This is a genomic window from Andreprevotia lacus DSM 23236 (genome assembly GCF_900176275.1).
GTDB lineage: Bacteria > Pseudomonadota > Gammaproteobacteria > Burkholderiales > Chitinibacteraceae > Andreprevotia > Andreprevotia lacus.
This window is the reverse complement of the sequence record NZ_FWXD01000001.1, coordinates 313125-330066: the sequence shown is the minus strand read 5'-3', so window position 1 is coordinate 330066 and position 16942 is coordinate 313125. Positions and strand designations below refer to the sequence as shown.

The window sequence follows — 16942 nt, the reverse complement described above, 5'->3', positions numbered from 1 at the left end:
TTCAATGGCAAATTTTTAAACCAGCGCAAATCAGTAGCCTGGAACCAGGCAGGATTTGCTATGGATGTGGTGTTCGAATTCAGCGCGGAAGTGCTTGAGCATCCCCTGCACCGGCATCACGGCGGCGTCGCCCAGCGCACAAATGGTGCGGCCAGCGATGTTGCCACCCACGGACAGCAGCAGGTCCAGATCTTCCGGACGGCCCTGACCGTGTTCGATGCGGTGCACCACGCGGTACAGCCAGCCAGTGCCTTCACGGCACGGCGTACATTGGCCGCACGATTCTTCGTGGTAGAAGTAGGACAGACGCTCCAGCGCCTTCACCATGCAGACTGTTTCGTCCATGACAATGACCGCACCCGAGCCCAGCATGGAGCCGGCCTTGGAGATCGAATCGTAGTCCATCGTGCACTGCATCATGATGTCGGCCGGCAGCACCGGGGCGGACGAGCCACCCGGGATCACTGCCTTGAGCTTCTTGCCGTCGCGCATGCCGCCGCACATTTCCAGCAGCTCGCTGAACGGCGTGCCCAGCGGAATTTCATAGTTGCCCGGACGGTTCACGTGGCCGGACACCGAGAACAGCTTGGTGCCGCCGTTGTTCGGCTTGCCCAGCTCCAGGAACTTCTGGCCACCCTCGCGGATGATGTAGGGCACCGACGCGAACGTCTCGGTGTTGTTGATGGTGGTCGGCTTGCCATACAGGCCGAAGCTGGCCGGGAACGGCGGCTTGAAGCGCGGCTGGCCTTTCTTGCCTTCCAGCGATTCGAGCAGCGCGGTTTCCTCGCCACAGATGTAGGCACCGTAACCGTGGTGACCATGCAGCTGGAAGCAGAAATCCGAACCCAGGATGTTGTTGCCAAGGAAGCCGGCAGCGCGGGCTTCTTCCAGCGCTTCTTCAAAGCGCAGGTAGGCGCCGAACACTTCACCGTGGATATAGTTGTAACCGACGGTGATGCCCATCGCGTACGCGCCGATGATCATGCCTTCGATCAGCGCGTGCGGGTTGTACATCTGGATGTCGAGGTCCTTGAAGGTACCCGGCTCGCCTTCGTCGGTATTGCAGACCAGATACTTCTGGCCCGGGAAGCTGCGCGGCATGAACGACCACTTCAGGCCGGTGGGGAAGCCCGCACCGCCACGACCACGCAGGCCCGACGTTTTCATCTCGGCGATGACTTCGTCCTGGGTGATCTTGTTTTCAATGATCTTTTTCAGCGCGGCATAGCCGCCACGCTTTACATACGCGTCCAGTTTCCAGCTGTTCGGATCGTCGAGATCGACGTTCTCGAACACGACGCCTTTTACATATACGGTCATGTTATTCGAGCTCCGCCAGTTTCTTGTCGATCGCCTCGGGCGTCATGTGGTTGCACATGGTGTGGTTGTTCACCAGCAGCACCGGCGCATAACCACAGGCACCCATGCACTCGCCTTCCTTGAGGGTGAACTTGCCGTCGGCAGTGGTCTCGCCCATGCCGATACCCAGCTTCTGCTTGAGGTAATCGGCGGCCTGATAGCCACCCGACAGGGCACACGGCAGGTTGGTACAGACGGTGATCTTGTACTTGCCGACCGGCTTCATGTCGAACATGTTGTAGAAGCTGGCCACTTCATAGGCGGCAACCGGCGGAATGCCGACATAGTTGGCAACGAACTCGATCAGATCGTTGGTCAGCCAGCGCTTTTCGGTTTGTGCGATACGCAGCGCGCTCATGGTGGCAGAGCGGCGCTGGTCGGCCGGGTACTTCGCCAGTTCCCGGTCGATTTGCGCGAGAGATTCTTGAGTCAACATCAGCGGTCGATCTCCCCAAATACGATGTCTTGCGTGCCGATGATGGCGACCGCGTCGGAAATCATGTGGCCACGCGCCATTTCGTCCAGCGAGGCGAGGTGGGCAAAGCCCGGGGCGCGGATCTTCAGGCGGTACGGCTTGTTGGCGCCGTCGCTGACCAGATAGATGCCGAATTCACCCTTCGGGTGCTCGACGGCCGCATACGCTTCGCCTTCCGGCACGTGCATGCCTTCGGTGAACAGCTTGAAGTGGTGGATCAGCTCTTCCATGTTCGACTTCATGTCGACACGCGAAGGCGGCGCCACCTTGTAGTTGTCCACGATGACCGGGCCAGGATTGGCCTTCAGCCATTGCACGCATTGCTTGACGATGCGGTTGGACTGGCGCATTTCTTCGACGCGCACCAGATAGCGGTCGTAGCAGTCGCCGTTCTTGCCAACCGGAATGTCGAAATCCAGCTTGTCGTACACTTCGTACGGCTGCTTCTTGCGCAAGTCCCAGGCGATGCCCGAGCCGCGCAGCATGGCGCCGGTCAGACCGAGGTTCATAGCGCGTTCCGGCGTCAGTACACCGATGCCGACGGTACGCTGCTTCCAGATGCGGTTGTCGGTGAGCAGGGTTTCATACTCGTCGACATAGGTCGGGAAGCGGTTGGTGAAGTCTTCGATGAAGTCGAGCAGCGAACCTTCGCGGTTGCTGTTCATGCGCTTGATCGCGGCAGCGTTGCGCACCTTGGATGCCTGGTACTGCGGCATGCTGTCCGGCAGATCGCGGTAAACGCCACCCGGGCGGTAGTAGGCTGCGTGCATGCGCGCACCCGACACGGCCTCGTAGCAGTCCATCAGGTCTTCGCGCTCGCGGAAAGCGTACAGGAAGATGGTCATCGCGCCGCAGTCGAGGCCGTGCGCACCGATCCACATCAGGTGGTTCAGGATGCGGGTGATCTCGTCGAACATCACGCGGATGTATTGCGCGCGCAGCGGCACTTCGATGCCGCAGAGCTTTTCGATCGCCATGCAGTAGGCGTGCTCGTTGGCCATCATCGACACGTAGTCGAGACGATCCATATACGGCAGCGACTGGATGAAGGTCTTGGATTCAGCCAGCTTTTCGGTGCCGCGATGCAGCAGGCCGATGTGCGGGTCGGCACGCTCGATGACTTCGCCATCGAGTTCGAGCACCAGACGCAGTACGCCGTGTGCGGCCGGGTGTTGCGGGCCGAAGTTCAGCGTGTAGTTACGGATTTCAGACGCCACCGTAGTTCTCCTCGCGAATGATGCGCGGGGTGATTTCGCGCGGTTCGATGGTGACAGGCTGGTAGATCACGCGGGCCTGCTCCGGGTCATAACGCATTTCGACATAACCCGACAGCGGGAAGTCCTTGCGGAACGGATGGCCGACAAAGCCATAGTCGGTCAGGATGCGACGCAGGTCCGGGTGGCCTTCGAAAACGATGCCGTACAGGTCAAACGCTTCGCGCTCGAACCAGTTGGCGCCCGACCACAGGTCGGTAATCGAGGCAACGACCGGGAAATCATCATCCGGCGCATACACACGCACGCGCAGGCGGAAATTGTGCGCATACGACAGCAGGTGATAGACCGCAGCAAAGCGCTGGCCTTCCCACACGCCATCCTTGTAGGCGCTGTAGTCGACGCCGGCGACGTCCAGACAGGCTTCAAAGCGGAAATCGGCATGGTCACGCAGCGTTTGCGCCACGTCGTGCCAGTTGGCAGCGGCGATTTCGACGGTGACTTCGTTCAGTGCGGTCTTGAGCTCGGCAACCTTGTCGCCCAGCACGGCCTGCAGACTGTCAATCAGTTGATTCAGGGTAGCCATGCAAACCTCACGCCTGACGAGCCAGCTGGCTGGCCCGTGCTATGGTGTTGGTACGCTTGATCTTGTTCTGCAACTGGATCAGGCCGTACAGCAGCGCTTCCGCAGTCGGCGGGCAGCCCGGCACGTATACGTCCACCGGCACGATGCGGTCACAGCCGCGCACGACGGAATACGAGTAGTGATAGTAACCACCGCCATTGGCACAGGAGCCCATCGAGAGCACCCAGCGCGGTTCCGGCATCTGGTCGTAGACCTTGCGCAGCGCCGGCGCCATCTTGTTGCACAGCGTGCCGGCCACGATCATCAGGTCGGACTGGCGCGGCGACGGGCGGAACACGATGCCGAAACGGTCGAGGTCATAGCGCGCCGCACCGGCGTGCATCATCTCGACCGCACAACAGGCCAGACCAAAAGTCATCGGCCACAGCGAGCCGGTACGGGTCCAGTTCACCACCGTATCGACGGTCGTGGTAATGAAACCCTTGTTTTCCAGTGTTTGTGCATCCATCTCGCTTACTCCCACTCCAGCGCGCCCTTCTTCCACTCGTAGGCAAAGCCGACGACCAGAACGGCCAGGAAAATCATCATGGAGATGAAACCAAAGATACCAATCTCTTTCAGAACCAGTGCCCAGGGAACCAGGAAGGCCACTTCGAGATCGAACAGAATGAACAGAATGGCGACGAGGTAGTAGCGCACGTCGAACTGCATGCGCGCATCTTCGAAGGCTTCGAAGCCGCACTCATAGGGCGAGAGCTTGGCCGCGTCGGGCCGGTTGGTTCCAAGCACCATGCTGAGCCCCTTGCCAAGCAGCATCGGCAGGACACCGACGACAATGGCAATGATGAGGAACAGCAAGATGGGGAAGTAGTTCTGCAGCATGTGTATCCCCGACAATCAATAAAAAGAGAATTCCGGTTTTTCTAGTTTTTGTGTGGGCGCGCAGAGCGCGCACCCGAAATGATTGGTGCCGACAGTGAGACTCGAACTCACACAGCCGCAGCCACTACCCCCTCAAGATAGCGTGTCTACCAATTTCACCATGTCGGCTTGCAGTACTACCCGAACAGCCTGAGCTGCTTATTCGGGGATCTGTTTGGTGCCCGATGCAGCTTGCGCCGGCACAGCGCTGGCAGCAGATGCGGCAACAGCCGATGCAACCGGGGCAGCCTTGCTGCCGGCCATCAGGCTGGACGAGTGCGACATGATGTAGGTCAGGCCAAGACAGCTGGTAAAGAATACGAAGGCTGCAACGGCAGTGGAACGGCTCAAAAAGTTGGCCGAACCGGCGGAACCGAACAGACTGCCGGCCGAGCCGCTACCAAAGGCGGCGCCCATGTCGGCACCCTTGCCATGCTGCAGCAGCACCAGCACGATCACCGCACCAGCGGAGATCACGTTCAAAATCAGGACGATACTTTGTAGAAATTCCATTTTTTTCTCGGTAAATTCGGCGCGAATTCTAGCGCCGGAGCACTAATTTAGCAATGTCAGCGCGCCTGACTGCAGATCTTGAGAAACTCGGCCGCCGACAACGCAGCACCCCCAACCAGCACACCGTCGACTCCGTCTGTCGCCAAGACCTGCGCAGCATTGTCGGCCTTCACGCTTCCGCCATACAGCACCCGGGTTCTTGTATCCAGGGTCTGCTTGATGAAAGCATGCATTTCGGCAATCTGTTCCGGCGTGGCGATCACCCCGGTCCCTACCGCCCACGATGGCTCATAGGCCACCGCGTACAAACTCGTCGGCACGCCGGCGAGTACTTGCAATTCTTCTGCGATCACATCGCGCGCAATGCCTGCATCGCGCTGCGCCTGAGTTTCGCCCACGCAATACACCGGCAGCAGACCGCCATCCAGCGCAGCCTTGACCTTGCGGGCGGCCATTTCACTGGTTTCGTTGAAATAGCGGCGGCGCTCGGAGTGCCCGACGATGACCAGCTCGCAACCCACATCGGCCAGCATGGCCGGCGATACCTCACCGGTATAGGCGCCGATGTGGAATTCGCACACGTCCTGCGCGCCCAGCTGGATTGCCGACTCGCTCAGCAGGCTCTTGGCCAGCGCCAGATAAGGGTAGGCCACGCAGATGGCAATATTGCTGCCCAGCTCGGCACGGACCAGCTCGGGCAACACCGTGCGCACCTGGCCGACACTGCCGTGCATCTTCCAGTTACCGATCACGAGTTGTCTGGCCATGGTCTGTTCCAAAGGCGGCGCGGGAAACACGCAATTCTAAGCCCGCCCCACCCCAGCGTCAAACCAGCTTACAGGGATAGACGACCCACACGGCCCGTCTAGCGACTTGTAATATTTCAGCAACATGAAGCCGATAGCATCCGTGCCGTACCGTCAACACCTGTCCTTGCATTGCTGCAAACAAAAAAGGAGTTTCACCATGTCGTATGGGCGCAACCTGCTCGTCACCTTCGGCGTCGCCGCAGGTCTGTTCACCGTCAACGCCATGGCTGCCGACATCACCGGCGCCGGCGCAACCTTCCCGTATCCGCTGTACGCCAAGTGGGCCGAACAATACAAGGCCAAAACCAGCACCGGCCTGAACTACCAGTCGATCGGTTCGGGTGGCGGCATCAAGCAGATCCAGGCCAAGACCGTTGACTTCGGCGCTACCGACAAGCCGCTGACTGCTGCTGAACTGGACAAGGCCGGCCTGGCCCAATTCCCGACCGTGATGGGCGGCGTGGTACCGGTTGCCAACCTGGAAGTGGTCAAGGGCGGTGAACTGAAGCTGGCTCCGGCCGTGCTGTCGGACATCTTCCTGGGCAAGATCACCAAGTGGAACGACCCGGCGATCGCCAAGCTGAACCCGGGCATCAAGCTGCCGGACCAGAACATCACCGTGGTTCACCGCGCTGACGGTTCGGGCACCACCTGGATTTTCACCAACTACCTGTCCAAGGTTTCGACCGAATGGAAGGAAAAGGTTGGTAACGACGCATCGGTGTCGTGGCCGGTTGGCGTGGGCGGCAAGGGCAACGAAGGCGTAGCCCAGTACGTACAACGCATCAAGGGCGCCATCGGCTACGTTGAGTATGCCTACGCCAAGCAAAACAAGATGGACTACACCCAGCTGCAGAACAAGGCTGGCAACTTCGTGCTGCCTGACGATGCCACCTTCAAGGCTGCTGCTGCCAACGCTGACTGGAAAAACACCCCGGGCTTCGCCGTGGTCCTGACCGACCAGGCCGGCAAGGAAGCTTGGCCGATCACCGGCGCGACCTTCATCCTGGTTTACAAGAAGCAGGACAAGCCGGAAGTTGGCCACGAAGTGCTGAAGTACTTCGACTGGGCTTACAAGGAAGGCGACAAGACCGCTGCCGATCTGGACTACGTGGCCCTGCCGGACGTGGTGAAGAACGAAGTGCGCGCTTCCTGGAAGCAGATCGTCGGCGCTGACAACGCACCGGTGTTCAAGTAATCCGCGTAGTAGCCGGCGACTCGCTTACAATCGCCGGCCCGGACGCAGGAACAACAGGAGCGGGTTTCGCTCCTGTTGTTTTGTCACCCCGTCCAAGCCAAGCATAACAGCCCGAACGGGCAGCCAGACTCTGCGGAGCTTTCCATGACCACCCAAGCAGCACGCCTCAAGCAACAGCAGCTCCAAGACGTTGTGTTCAGAGGCGCGACCCGGTTCTTTGCCTTTCTCGTGCTTGCCATCCTGGCCGGCATCATCATCTCGCTGTGCATTGGCGCCTGGCCTTCGATCAAGCAGTTTGGCCTGGGCTTTCTGGTCAGTGATCAGTGGAACCCGGTCACGCATGTGTTTGGTGGGCGCAATTCCATCATCGGCACCTTGCTCTCGTCGCTGATTGCCTTGTTGATCGCCGTACCGGTCAGCTTCGGCATCGCCATTTTCCTCACCGAACTGGCGCCCGTGTGGCTGCGTCGCCCGTTCGGCATCGCCATCGAACTGCTGGCCGGCGTGCCGTCGATCATTTACGGCATCTGGGGCCTGTTCATCTTCGCACCGTGGTTTGGCGACAACGTGCAGCCGTGGCTGCAGCGCACCACGCATGACATCCCGCTGCTCGGCACGCTGTTCGACGGCCCGCCCATGGGCATCGGCATGCTGACCTCGGGCCTGATCCTGTCGATCATGATCATCCCCTACATCTCATCGGTGATGCGCGACGTATTCGAAGTCGTGCCGGCCATGCTGAAGGAATCGGCTTACGGCCTGGGCTGCACCACCTGGGAAGTCATGTGGAACGTGGTACTGCCGTTCACCCGCAGCGGCGTCATCGGCGGCGTGATGCTCGGCCTTGGCCGTGCACTGGGCGAAACCATGGCTATCACCTTCGTGATCGGCAACTCGCACAGCTCCATCCATTCGCTGTTCGACCCCGGCACTTCGATTGCCGCCACCCTGGCCAACGAATTCACCGAAGCCAGCGATGACCTGCACGTTGCCTCGCTGATTTACCTCGGCCTCTTGCTGTTCGTGATCACCTTCGTGGTGCTCGTCCTGTCCAAAATCCTGCTCCTTCGCCTGCAAAAGGGCGACGGTGCTCATTCCTGATCGAGGCCACCATGAATCTCTATATGCGTCGCCGCATCGTCAATTACGCCAGCATCGGCCTGTCCGTTCTCGCCATGGCCTTCGGCGTCATCTGGCTGCTCTGGCTGCTGTACACCCTGTTCCTGAAGGGTTTCGGCGGGCTCTCCATCAGCCTGTTCACCCAGACGACACCCGCCCCGGGCAGCAACGGCGGCCTGTCCAACGCGATTTTCGGCAGTATCCAGATGGCCGCCATCGGTACCGCCATCGGCACGCCGATCGGCATTCTGGCCGGCACCTATCTGGCCGAGTTTGGCCAGCGTGGCTGGCTGGCGCCGGCCACCCGCTTCATCAACGACATCTTGCTGGCAGCCCCGTCCATTGTGGCCGGCCTGTTCATCTATGAGATTTACGTCTCGAAAGTCCAGCACTACTCCGGCTGGGCAGGCGCCCTGGCGCTGGCCATTCTGGTCATCCCGGTTGTGGTGCGCACTACCGAGAACATGCTGCGCCTGGTCCCCAACACCATGCGTGAGGCAGCTTATGCGCTCGGTGCACCGCAGTGGAAGATGACTTACTACGTGACCCTGCGCGCAGCCAAGGCAGGCGTGGTTACCGGCATCCTGCTGGCCGTGGCGCGTATCGTCGGCGAAACCGCGCCGCTGCTGTTCACTGCGCTGGGCAACCAGTTCTACAGCTCGCTGAATCAGCCGATGGCCAGCCTGCCCAAGGTCATCTACGACTTCTCCATGACGCCTTACGATGATCTGCACGCACTGGCCTGGGCCGGCTCGTTGCTGATCGGCCTGTTCGTACTCGGCCTCAACATCGTTGCCCGTATTCTTGTTCGCCCGGCGAACCAGCACTAATTCAACAGGACGCAGATCCAATGAGCCAAAACGCCAAACTTGCCGTCAAGAACCTGAACTTCTACTACGGCAACTTCCATGCGCTGAAGAACATCAACCTCGACATCCTCGAGGGCAAGGTCACCGCCTTCATCGGCCCGTCCGGTTGCGGCAAATCGACGCTGCTGCGCACCTTCAACCGCATGTATGACCTCTACCCCAAGCTGCGTGCCGAAGGCGAGATCCTCCTGAACAAAGAGAACATCCTGCGCTCGGGCATCGACCTGAACATGCTGCGCGCCAAGGTGGGCATGGTGTTCCAGAAGCCGACGCCGTTCCCGATGTCGATCTACGACAACATCGCCTTCGGCGTGAAGTTGTACGAGAGCCTGTCCAAGGCCGACATGGATGACCGCGTTGAATGGGCGCTGCAAAAGGCCGCACTGTGGAACGAGGTCAAGGACAAGCTCAAGCAGTCGGGCCTGGGCCTGTCGGGCGGTCAGCAACAACGTCTGTGCATCGCCCGTGCCGTGGCGGTCAAGCCGGAAGTGCTGCTGCTGGACGAGCCCACCTCGGCGCTGGACCCGATCTCGACCGCGCACGTTGAAGAGCTGCTGCACGAACTGAAGCGCGATTACACCATCGCCATCGTGACGCACAACATGCAACAGGCCGCGCGCGTGTCCGATTACACCGCTTATATGTACCTGGGCGAGCTGATCGAAGTCGGCGGCACCGACACCATCTTCACCACCCCGAAGATGAAGGCGACCGAAGACTACATCACCGGCAAGTTCGGCTGATCCACCATCGGCAACGCGTGCAAAAACGGCGACCGGATGGTCGCCGTTTTTGTTGCCCACCCTGCCCCGCTCACTGACCGGCGGTATTGGTGGCCCATACCGGCACTGACGGCTCGTACACCACCACATTGCCGTCGTTCTGCACGATGAGGGTGGAGTTGGGCTTGCCGTTGGTGCGCGACGACCACAGGGCATCCGGGTAGCCGTAAATCACGAAATTGCCATCCTGCTGCATGATGGCCTTGGAGACCGCCTTGCCATTGGTGCCCGATGCCCAGATCGGGCGATGGTCGGTCAGACGGTACAGCACCAGGTTGCCGTCGTCTTGCAGGATCAGCTGGTGGCGCTGGTCTTGCGACAGCAGATAGTCTTCCTTGGCCAGGAACTGGTTGGTCAGCAGGGTTGTGCCTTTGTAAGCCATGTCGATCTCCATTCACGAATGAAACAGAAACAACCACGCAGCCGGCATGTGCGGGGCAGCACCAAACCGCGCAGCAACCCGGGCATCCGGCAGAGCGCCGAAGCAACACGGATGCAGCAACAATGCTGCACCACCCCAGCCGCGCAACGCACCCTTCCGGTCGCCACACCGGGCTGAGACCAAGGTATTTTTACCAATCAAACAATGTAAGAGTAAATTTACAGAAATTTAAAAGACAGACGGTTTTAAATATACATTTAATAAATCCCAGAAAAATACAAACTGTGTAAGAGAAAAACACTAGCGAGAGACGCTGCCCCTCCCCTGCCGGCACTGCGCAAGCGCGCAAGCAAAGACCGGCTGGCAGACCACCGGCACCACCTGGCCAGCCCGGGGCGCAAGCCAGCCCGGCAACACCGCGATCCGACCAACCAGCACGCCACAGCACCTTGCTGCCGCACGGAAGCGGCGGCGGCTGCAGTGCAGCATGCAACGGATGAACGGCTGGCATGGCGAGCTTGCCGGCGCGGTTTCCCGCTGGAACGGCTGTCTTATCCTGACGGCTGCAGGCCGGGCGACCTTTATCGCGCAGCAACAATCGACAGGTTCAATACCCTGCAGAACGGCCGCCGTGCGGCCACTCCATCACCCGCAACAAGGAAATCGAAGTGAGCAAGACCTACAACGTGCTGTTTCTCTGTACCGCCAACTCCGCCCGCAGCATCATGTCCGAGGGCTTGCTCAACATCCTGGGCGAGGGGCGCTTCCGCGCCTACAGCGCCGGCAGCACGCCCTCCGGCACGGTCAGCCCCTATGCCATCGAATTGCTGCAAAAGATCGGCTACAACACCGACACGCTGCACTCCAAATCCTGGCGCGAATTCGAAGGCAGCGATGCGCCCCACATGGACATCGTCATCACCGTCTGCGATCGTGCCCACGGCGAAACCTGCCCCGTCTGGCCGGGTCACCCCATCAGCGCACACTGGGGCTACGAAGACCCGCACGGTGAAACCGATGATGAAAAACGCGCATCGTTCACGCATATTTTCCTGCAGATCAAGCAGCGCATCGAACTGCTGGTCAGCCTGCCGGACGACAAGATCGAGCATTTGGCCCACATCCAGGCCATCGGGGAGCAAAGCGCGGGCTGATTGCTCGCACACTCGGCCTGCGCGACAGCAGCTATTGGCGTCTCCCGCGAGATACGCTTTACGCCTTGCCCGCTAATGCACGGGAAGCACTCTCCAGCCCCAAACCAACCGCGCCTGCGGGCGCGGTTGGTCTGTCAGGGCTCAGGATCGCGCCCTGGCAATATACGGCAGCGCGAACAGATAAAGGCCGCTGAACAGCAGCAGGAAAAGCGGTGGCAATGGCAAATAGGTCACCCACGGCGAGGGTTCGCCCGGCACCAGCGCGCGGACGATGAAGTTGAGCGCTACAGTGACGGTGAACAGCATGGATATCCAGCGGTGACTTTGCCGAATCGGGCCGTTCCAGCTCATTGCGCCACCTTCGCCCCGGATTTGCCGGCGACCGCCTCGATGACCTTCCAGCCATTGCCGGATGGATCGCGAAAGCCGGCATCCACGGTGCCATAGCGCGCCATGGGGGCCTGGGTAAATTCCACGCCCAGCGTGTTCAGCCGCTCGTAGGTGGCGCGACAATCGTCGACCATGAGCACCAGCGGTGGCATTGCCCCCTTGGCCAGCACCTCGCGCAGGGTTTGTGCCGTGGCCGCATCATGGACCGGCGGGCCGGGCTGGAACAGGCCAAGCTGAAACGACGGCTGCTCCGGGTGCTGCACGGTCAGCCAGCGATAGCTGCCGTTGCGGATATCCGTATGTACGCGGAAACCCAGTTTGTCGACATAGAAAGCCAGCGCTTCGTCCTGATCCCGCACATACACGCCGACGACATTGATACCCTGAGTCATGTGATCTCTCCGTTGGGAAGTTCAGTAGATACAGGCGTAGTTATATCAACCGGCTTTCTCAGCCGCTTCTCCGAAACTGCTATGGTGAGATCCGGTCGCTGGGCCGCCCGGAGTATGCATTCCGGCACCTGCTGCAAACGCAGCGCATCGGCCTGCGTGCGCTCGCGCAATGCGGTGGGTGTGGTGCCGGTGATGTCCTGAAACACGCGGCCGAAGGTGCCCAGGCTGGTCCAGCCAGTCTGGAAGGCGATGTCGGTGATGGGCAAATCGGTTTCGCGCAGCAGCGCGGTCGCCCGCTCGATGCGGCGGGTGAGCAGATAACGATGCGGCGGCACGCCAAAAGCCTGCTTGAACGCACGGGCGAAGTGCGCGGGCGATACCGCGCTCACTTCGGCCAGACGGGGCACGGTCCAGTCCTCGTGCGGCGCGCCGTCCATGCGATCCTTTGCACGCAACAACCGCCTCAGCAACTCAGGGCTTTGGCCCATGCTCCCTCACCCTGGCTGGCGCAGCTGCGTTAGTCTGACGACGCTTCCGCCGTGACCACCTGCGCAATCGCTTCGCCCCATTCGGTGGCAATCGCCGTATCGCTGTGCTCGACCATCACGCGCACCACCGGCTCGGTGCCGGACGGGCGCAGCAGCACGCGGCCGTTGTTGCCCATGGCGGCCTCGGCCTCGGCCACCTTGGCCTTGATGGCGGGCGATGCATGGCAATCAAAACCCTTGGCGATGCGCACGTTCTTGAGCACCTGGGTGGACAGGGTCAGCTCGCTGCACAAGGTGGACAGGCTCTTGCCCTGCTCGATGACGGCCTCCAGCACCTGCAGTGCCGAGATGATGCCGTCGCCAGTGGAGTGGCGGTCCAGACTCAGCAAATGGCCCGAGCCTTCGCCACCGATCAGCCAGCCATTCTCTTCGAGCTTTTCCATCACGTAGCGGTCACCCACCTTGGCGCGCATAAAGGCAATACCGCGCGCCTTCAGTGCGTTTTCCACGCCCAGATTGGTCATCAGCGTGCCGATCACGCCGCCGCCCAGGGTGCCACGCTCGTTGCGGTAGCGGGCCACCACATAGAGCAGCATGTCGCCGTCGATCACCGTACCGTCGCGATCCACCATGATCAGGCGGTCACCGTCCCCATCCAGCGCGATGCCGTAGTCGGCGCCTTCGGCCAGCACCTTCTTGCGGATGGTATCGACGTGGGTTGCGCCGACTTCCTCGTTGATGTTGAAGCCGTTGGGTTTGTCGCCAATGGTAATGACCTCGGCACCCAGCTCATGGAACACGTGCGGCGCCACCTGATAGGTAGCGCCGTGTGCGCAGTCGATCACCAGCTTGAGGCCGCGCAGGTCAAAGTCGTTCGGGAAGGTGGATTTGCAGAATTCGATATAGCGGCCGGCGGCGTCGTTGACGCGGCGTGCCTTGCCAAGCTGCTTGGAGCCGACACAGGGTTGCAGCTCGTCGATGGCGGCCTCGATGGCCAGCTCGACGTCATCGGGCAGCTTCTTGCCACCGGCACCGAAGAACTTGATGCCGTTGTCGTAGTACGGGTTGTGCGAGGCCGAAATCACCACGCCGGCCGACAGGCGAAACGCGCGTGTGAGGTAGGCCACACCCGGTGTGGGCAGCGGACCGGTCAGCAGCACATCGACGCCGGCCGCGTTGAAGCCAGCCTGCAGCGCAGCCTCCAGCAGATAGCCGGAAACACGGGTGTCCTTGCCCACCAGCACGGCGGCGTGTTCGCCATGTTCGCGCTTTTCTGCTGCTGCCAGCACCCGCCCGGCGGCGTAGCCCAGCTTCATTGCGAAATCCGGGGTGATCGGGTATTCGCCGACCAGACCGCGAACGCCATCGGTGCCGAAATATTTGCGTGCCATTGAGAGACCTTGAGACCTGAAGTAGATAAAACCGGAATTGCGCCTATTGTAAGGCCCGCAGTACCTTCAATGCATCCACGGTTTCCTTTACGTCATGTACGCGCACGACGGCAGCGCCGGCCTGCGCAGCGAGCAACGCAGCAGCGACGCTGGCCGGCATGCGCTCGCCCACCGCGCGGCCGGTGAGGTCGCCCAGCATGCGTTTGCGCGATACGCCGATCAATTGCGGGCAGCCCAGCGCAGCAATGCTCTGCGGCAGCGCCCTGAACAAGGCGATGTTGTGCTCCAGGTTCTTGCCGAAACCGAAGCCAGGGTCGAGCACGATGCGCTCATGCGCAATGCCGGCAGCCAGCGCGGCATCACGCCGTGCCGCGAGATAAGCTGTGACCTCGGCCACAACATCATCGTAGTGCGGCTGTGCCTGCATGGTCTGCGGCTCGCCTTGCATGTGCATCAGGCACACGGCGGCCTGCGACTGCGCCAGCAGCGCCAGCGCGCCCTCTCCTTCCAGCGCGCAGATGTCGTTGACCATATCAACCACGCCAGCCGCCAGTGCGGCCTGCATGACCGCCGGCTTGCGCGTATCGAGCGACAGCGGCACGCCCAGCGGCGCCAGCGCCTGCAGCACCGGCAGCACGCGGGCAATCTCCTCATCCTGCGGCACATAGGCCGCGCCGGGGCGGGTGGATTCACCGCCGATGTCGAGCAAGTCAGCCCCATCGGCAAGCAGCTGCCGCGCATGCGCCACAGCGGCAGCGGTGCTGTCGTGGTGGCCGCCATCGGAAAATGAATCGGGCGTGACGTTGACGATGCCCATCACCAGCGGCCTGTCCAGCACGAGCTGGAAACGACCACATTGCAACGTGGTTTGCTTCATGTGGAATTCCGTAATGGAAAAAGGCGGCCGTAGCCGCCTTTTCAGGGTGTGATAGCGATCAGCCTTCGGTTGCCGGCGTGGTGGTAACCACCGCGCCGTCACCCGGCTGGTCACCGTCAGTCGGCTTGCCCGGCTTCACCGGTGGCAGCGACTTGGGCGGGCGCGGCTGGCGGCCGGCCATGATGTCCAGCACCTGATCGCGGTCGATGGTTTCCCATTCCATCAGCGCTGTGGTCATGACCTCGACCTTGTCGCGGTTCTCTTCGAGGATTTTCTGCGCGGTCGCATACTGCTCGTCGATGATGCGGCGGATTTCGCCATCGACCTGCTGCATGGTGGTTTCGGACAGGTTCTTGTGCGTCGTCACCGAGCGGCCCAGGAACACCTCGCCATCGTTCTCGCCATACACCATCGGGCCGAGCTTTTCGCTCATGCCGTAGCGGGTGACCATGTCACGCGCCATTGAGGTGGCACGCTCGAAGTCGTTCGATGCGCCGGTCGAGATACGCTTCACGAACAGGTCTTCTGCAATCCGGCCACCAAACAGGATGGCGATGGTGTGCAGCATCTGGTCCTTGTAGAGCGAGAAGCGGTCACGCTCCGGCAGCTGCCAGGTCAGGCCCAGCGCGCGGCCACGCGGCATGATGGTGACCTTGTGGACCGGATCGGTGCCTTCCAGCATCTCGGCCACCACGGCATGGCCCGATTCGTGATACGCCGTGGCACGGCGCTCGTCCTCGGTCATCACCATGGAGCGGCGTTCCGGGCCCATGAAAATCTTGTCCTTGGCATCCTCGAAGTCGAGCATGTCCACCAGACGCTTGTTGCGGCGGGCGGCAAACAGCGCAGCTTCGTTCACCAGGTTGGCCAGATCGGCACCCGACATGCCCGGTGTACCGCGTGCCAGCACCGACGGATCGACGTCGTTGGCAATCGGCACTTTCTTCATGTGCACGCCCAGAATCTGCTCGCGGCCACGGATGTCCGGCAGCGGCACCACCACCTGGCGGTCGAAACGGCCCGGGCGCAGCAGCGCCGGGTCCAGCACGTCCGGACGGTTGGTAGCAGCGATGACGATGATGCCCGAGTTGCCCTCAAAGCCATCCATCTCGACCAGCATCTGGTTCAGTGTCTGTTCGCGTTCGTCGTTGCCACCGCCCAGACCGGCGCCACGCTGGCGGCCGACTGCATCGATTTCATCGATGAAGATGATGCACGGGGCATTCTTCTTGGCATTCTCGAACATGTCGCGCACGCGGGCAGCGCCGACGCCGACGAACATTTCAACGAAGTCGGAACCCGAGATCGAGAAGAACGGCACCTTCGCCTCGCCGGCAATCGCCTTGGCGAGCAGGGTCTTGCCGGTACCCGGCGAGCCCACCATCAGGATGCCGCGCGGCATGCGGCCGCCCAGGCTCTGGTATTTGGACGGATCGCGCAGGTAGTCGACGATCTCGGACACTTCTTCCTTGGCTTCGTCGCAACCGGCCACGTCGGCGAAGGTCACCGCGTTGTTGCTGTCATCCAGCATCTTGGCACGGCTCTTGCCGAACGAGAACGCCCCGCCCTTGCCGCCGCCCTGCATCTGCCGCATGAAGAAAATCCACACGCCGACGATAAGCAGGATGGGGAACCAGTTGACCAGGATGTTGAGCAACATACTGGGCTCTTCTTCCGGCTTGGCGCTGAATTGCACCTTGCGGCCCAGCAGCGTGTCGACCAGCTTGCTGTCATAGGGGGCGAACGTCACGAAGCTGCTGCCATCGGTGCGCTTGCCACGGATGATCTGCATCGAGCCACGCAGAGAGGTTTCAATCTCGACCTGCTTGACGCGGCTGCTGGTCACCTCTTCCATGAACTGCGAATAGGGGACTTGCGCAGTGGCGTCCTGACGCTTGTTGATCTGCTGGAATACCGTCATCAGCACAACGGCGATGATCAGCCAGACCAGAATGTTCTTGCCGAGATTGTTCACGGCCTGCTCCTTGCGGCGCGCCTGCGGCGCGGGTGATACGACAAGGGG

20 protein-coding genes and 1 tRNA gene are annotated in these 16942 nt (G+C 61.2%); 5 read left to right on the top strand and 16 right to left on the bottom strand.

What is annotated here, in order from left to right; genetic code table 11:
* Window positions 1-30: 30 nt before the first annotated feature.
* From nuoF to tpiA, 9 genes are all read right to left on the bottom strand, one after another.
* Complete coding sequence (gene nuoF, locus B9A19_RS01725) at window positions 31-1320, bottom strand: NADH-quinone oxidoreductase subunit NuoF (RefSeq protein ID WP_084088798.1); 1290 nt, start codon at window positions 1318-1320, stop codon at window positions 31-33.
* Window position 1321: 1 nt separating this feature from the next.
* A complete protein-coding gene (gene nuoE / locus B9A19_RS01720; RefSeq protein ID WP_084088797.1) occupies window positions 1322-1795 on the bottom strand; it encodes an NADH-quinone oxidoreductase subunit NuoE in 474 nt (157 codons plus the stop codon).
* A complete protein-coding gene (locus B9A19_RS01715) occupies window positions 1795-3051 on the bottom strand; it encodes an NADH-quinone oxidoreductase subunit D (protein WP_084088796.1) in 1257 nt (418 codons plus the stop codon). Before B9A19_RS01715 ends, nuoE begins: the two co-directional genes overlap by 1 nt.
* The gene (locus B9A19_RS01710) at window positions 3041-3634 is read right to left on the bottom strand and encodes an NADH-quinone oxidoreductase subunit C (protein ID WP_084088795.1); all 594 of its coding nucleotides are present in this window, start codon (window positions 3632-3634) and stop codon (window positions 3041-3043) included. Before B9A19_RS01710 ends, B9A19_RS01715 begins: the two co-directional genes overlap by 11 nt.
* A 7-nt stretch (window positions 3635-3641) precedes the next feature.
* Window positions 3642-4142: a NuoB/complex I 20 kDa subunit family protein gene (locus tag B9A19_RS01705; protein ID WP_084088794.1), complete on the bottom strand. Its 501-nt coding sequence runs from the start codon at window positions 4140-4142 to the stop codon at window positions 3642-3644.
* Window positions 4143-4147: 5 nt separating this feature from the next.
* A complete protein-coding gene (locus tag B9A19_RS01700) occupies window positions 4148-4516 on the bottom strand; it encodes an NADH-quinone oxidoreductase subunit A (protein WP_084088793.1) in 369 nt (122 codons plus the stop codon).
* An 83-nt stretch (window positions 4517-4599) separates the two neighbouring features.
* Window positions 4600-4684, bottom strand: a tRNA-Leu gene (locus tag B9A19_RS01695).
* Between the two features lie 30 nt (window positions 4685-4714).
* A complete protein-coding gene (gene secG, locus B9A19_RS01690; protein ID WP_084088792.1) occupies window positions 4715-5068 on the bottom strand; it encodes a preprotein translocase subunit SecG in 354 nt (117 codons plus the stop codon).
* Between the two features lie 56 nt (window positions 5069-5124).
* Window positions 5125-5835, bottom strand: a complete 711-nt coding sequence (gene tpiA / locus B9A19_RS01685) for a triose-phosphate isomerase (RefSeq protein ID WP_084088791.1) — start codon at window positions 5833-5835, stop codon at window positions 5125-5127.
* 199 nt (window positions 5836-6034) lie between these two features.
* On the opposite strand from tpiA, the gene pstS reads away from it, so the two are divergent.
* The 4 genes from pstS to pstB all read left to right on the top strand — a co-directional run bounded on the left by pstS (window position 6035) and on the right by pstB (window position 9806).
* Entirely contained in the window at window positions 6035-7075 is a 1041-nt protein-coding gene (pstS, locus tag B9A19_RS01680) for a phosphate ABC transporter substrate-binding protein PstS (RefSeq protein ID WP_084088790.1), read from the top strand.
* Between the two features lie 144 nt (window positions 7076-7219).
* The gene (gene pstC / locus B9A19_RS01675; RefSeq protein ID WP_084088789.1) at window positions 7220-8176 is read left to right on the top strand and encodes a phosphate ABC transporter permease subunit PstC; all 957 of its coding nucleotides are present in this window, start codon (window positions 7220-7222) and stop codon (window positions 8174-8176) included.
* A gap of 11 nt (window positions 8177-8187) precedes the next feature.
* Window positions 8188-9024, top strand: coding sequence for a phosphate ABC transporter permease PstA (gene pstA / locus B9A19_RS01670; RefSeq protein WP_084088788.1), 837 nt, complete (start codon window positions 8188-8190; stop codon window positions 9022-9024).
* A 20-nt stretch (window positions 9025-9044) separates the two neighbouring features.
* Window positions 9045-9806, top strand: a complete 762-nt coding sequence (gene pstB, locus B9A19_RS01665; protein ID WP_084088787.1) for a phosphate ABC transporter ATP-binding protein PstB — start codon at window positions 9045-9047, stop codon at window positions 9804-9806.
* Between the two features lie 70 nt (window positions 9807-9876).
* Here the strand turns inward: pstB and B9A19_RS01660 are convergent, their stop codons facing one another.
* Entirely contained in the window at window positions 9877-10227 is a 351-nt protein-coding gene (locus B9A19_RS01660) for a lectin (RefSeq protein WP_139798589.1), read from the bottom strand.
* A gap of 668 nt (window positions 10228-10895) precedes the next feature.
* Between B9A19_RS01660 and B9A19_RS01655 the strand changes: the two genes are divergently transcribed.
* Entirely contained in the window at window positions 10896-11381 is a 486-nt protein-coding gene (locus B9A19_RS01655; protein ID WP_084088785.1) for an arsenate reductase ArsC, read from the top strand.
* Between the two features lie 141 nt (window positions 11382-11522).
* On the opposite strand, the gene B9A19_RS01650 is transcribed toward B9A19_RS01655, so the two are convergent.
* The 6 genes from B9A19_RS01650 to ftsH all read right to left on the bottom strand — a co-directional run bounded on the left by B9A19_RS01650 (window position 11523) and on the right by ftsH (window position 16894).
* Entirely contained in the window at window positions 11523-11732 is a 210-nt protein-coding gene (locus tag B9A19_RS01650) for a hypothetical protein (protein WP_084088784.1), read from the bottom strand.
* A complete protein-coding gene (locus B9A19_RS01645; protein ID WP_084088783.1) occupies window positions 11729-12163 on the bottom strand; it encodes a VOC family protein in 435 nt (144 codons plus the stop codon). The genes B9A19_RS01650 and B9A19_RS01645 overlap by 4 nt, the downstream gene beginning before the upstream one ends.
* Window positions 12160-12600 carry a helix-turn-helix transcriptional regulator gene (locus tag B9A19_RS01640; protein WP_217806946.1) on the bottom strand — a complete coding sequence of 147 codons (441 nt, stop codon included), beginning with the start codon at window positions 12598-12600 and terminating at the stop codon, window positions 12160-12162. Before B9A19_RS01640 ends, B9A19_RS01645 begins: the two co-directional genes overlap by 4 nt.
* A gap of 80 nt (window positions 12601-12680) precedes the next feature.
* Entirely contained in the window at window positions 12681-14042 is a 1362-nt protein-coding gene (gene glmM, locus B9A19_RS01635) for a phosphoglucosamine mutase (protein WP_084088781.1), read from the bottom strand.
* A gap of 43 nt (window positions 14043-14085) precedes the next feature.
* A complete protein-coding gene (folP, locus tag B9A19_RS01630; RefSeq protein WP_084088780.1) occupies window positions 14086-14919 on the bottom strand; it encodes a dihydropteroate synthase in 834 nt (277 codons plus the stop codon).
* Window positions 14920-14977: 58 nt separating this feature from the next.
* A complete protein-coding gene (gene ftsH / locus B9A19_RS01625; protein WP_084088779.1) occupies window positions 14978-16894 on the bottom strand; it encodes an ATP-dependent zinc metalloprotease FtsH in 1917 nt (638 codons plus the stop codon).
* Window positions 16895-16942: the final 48 nt, after the last annotated feature.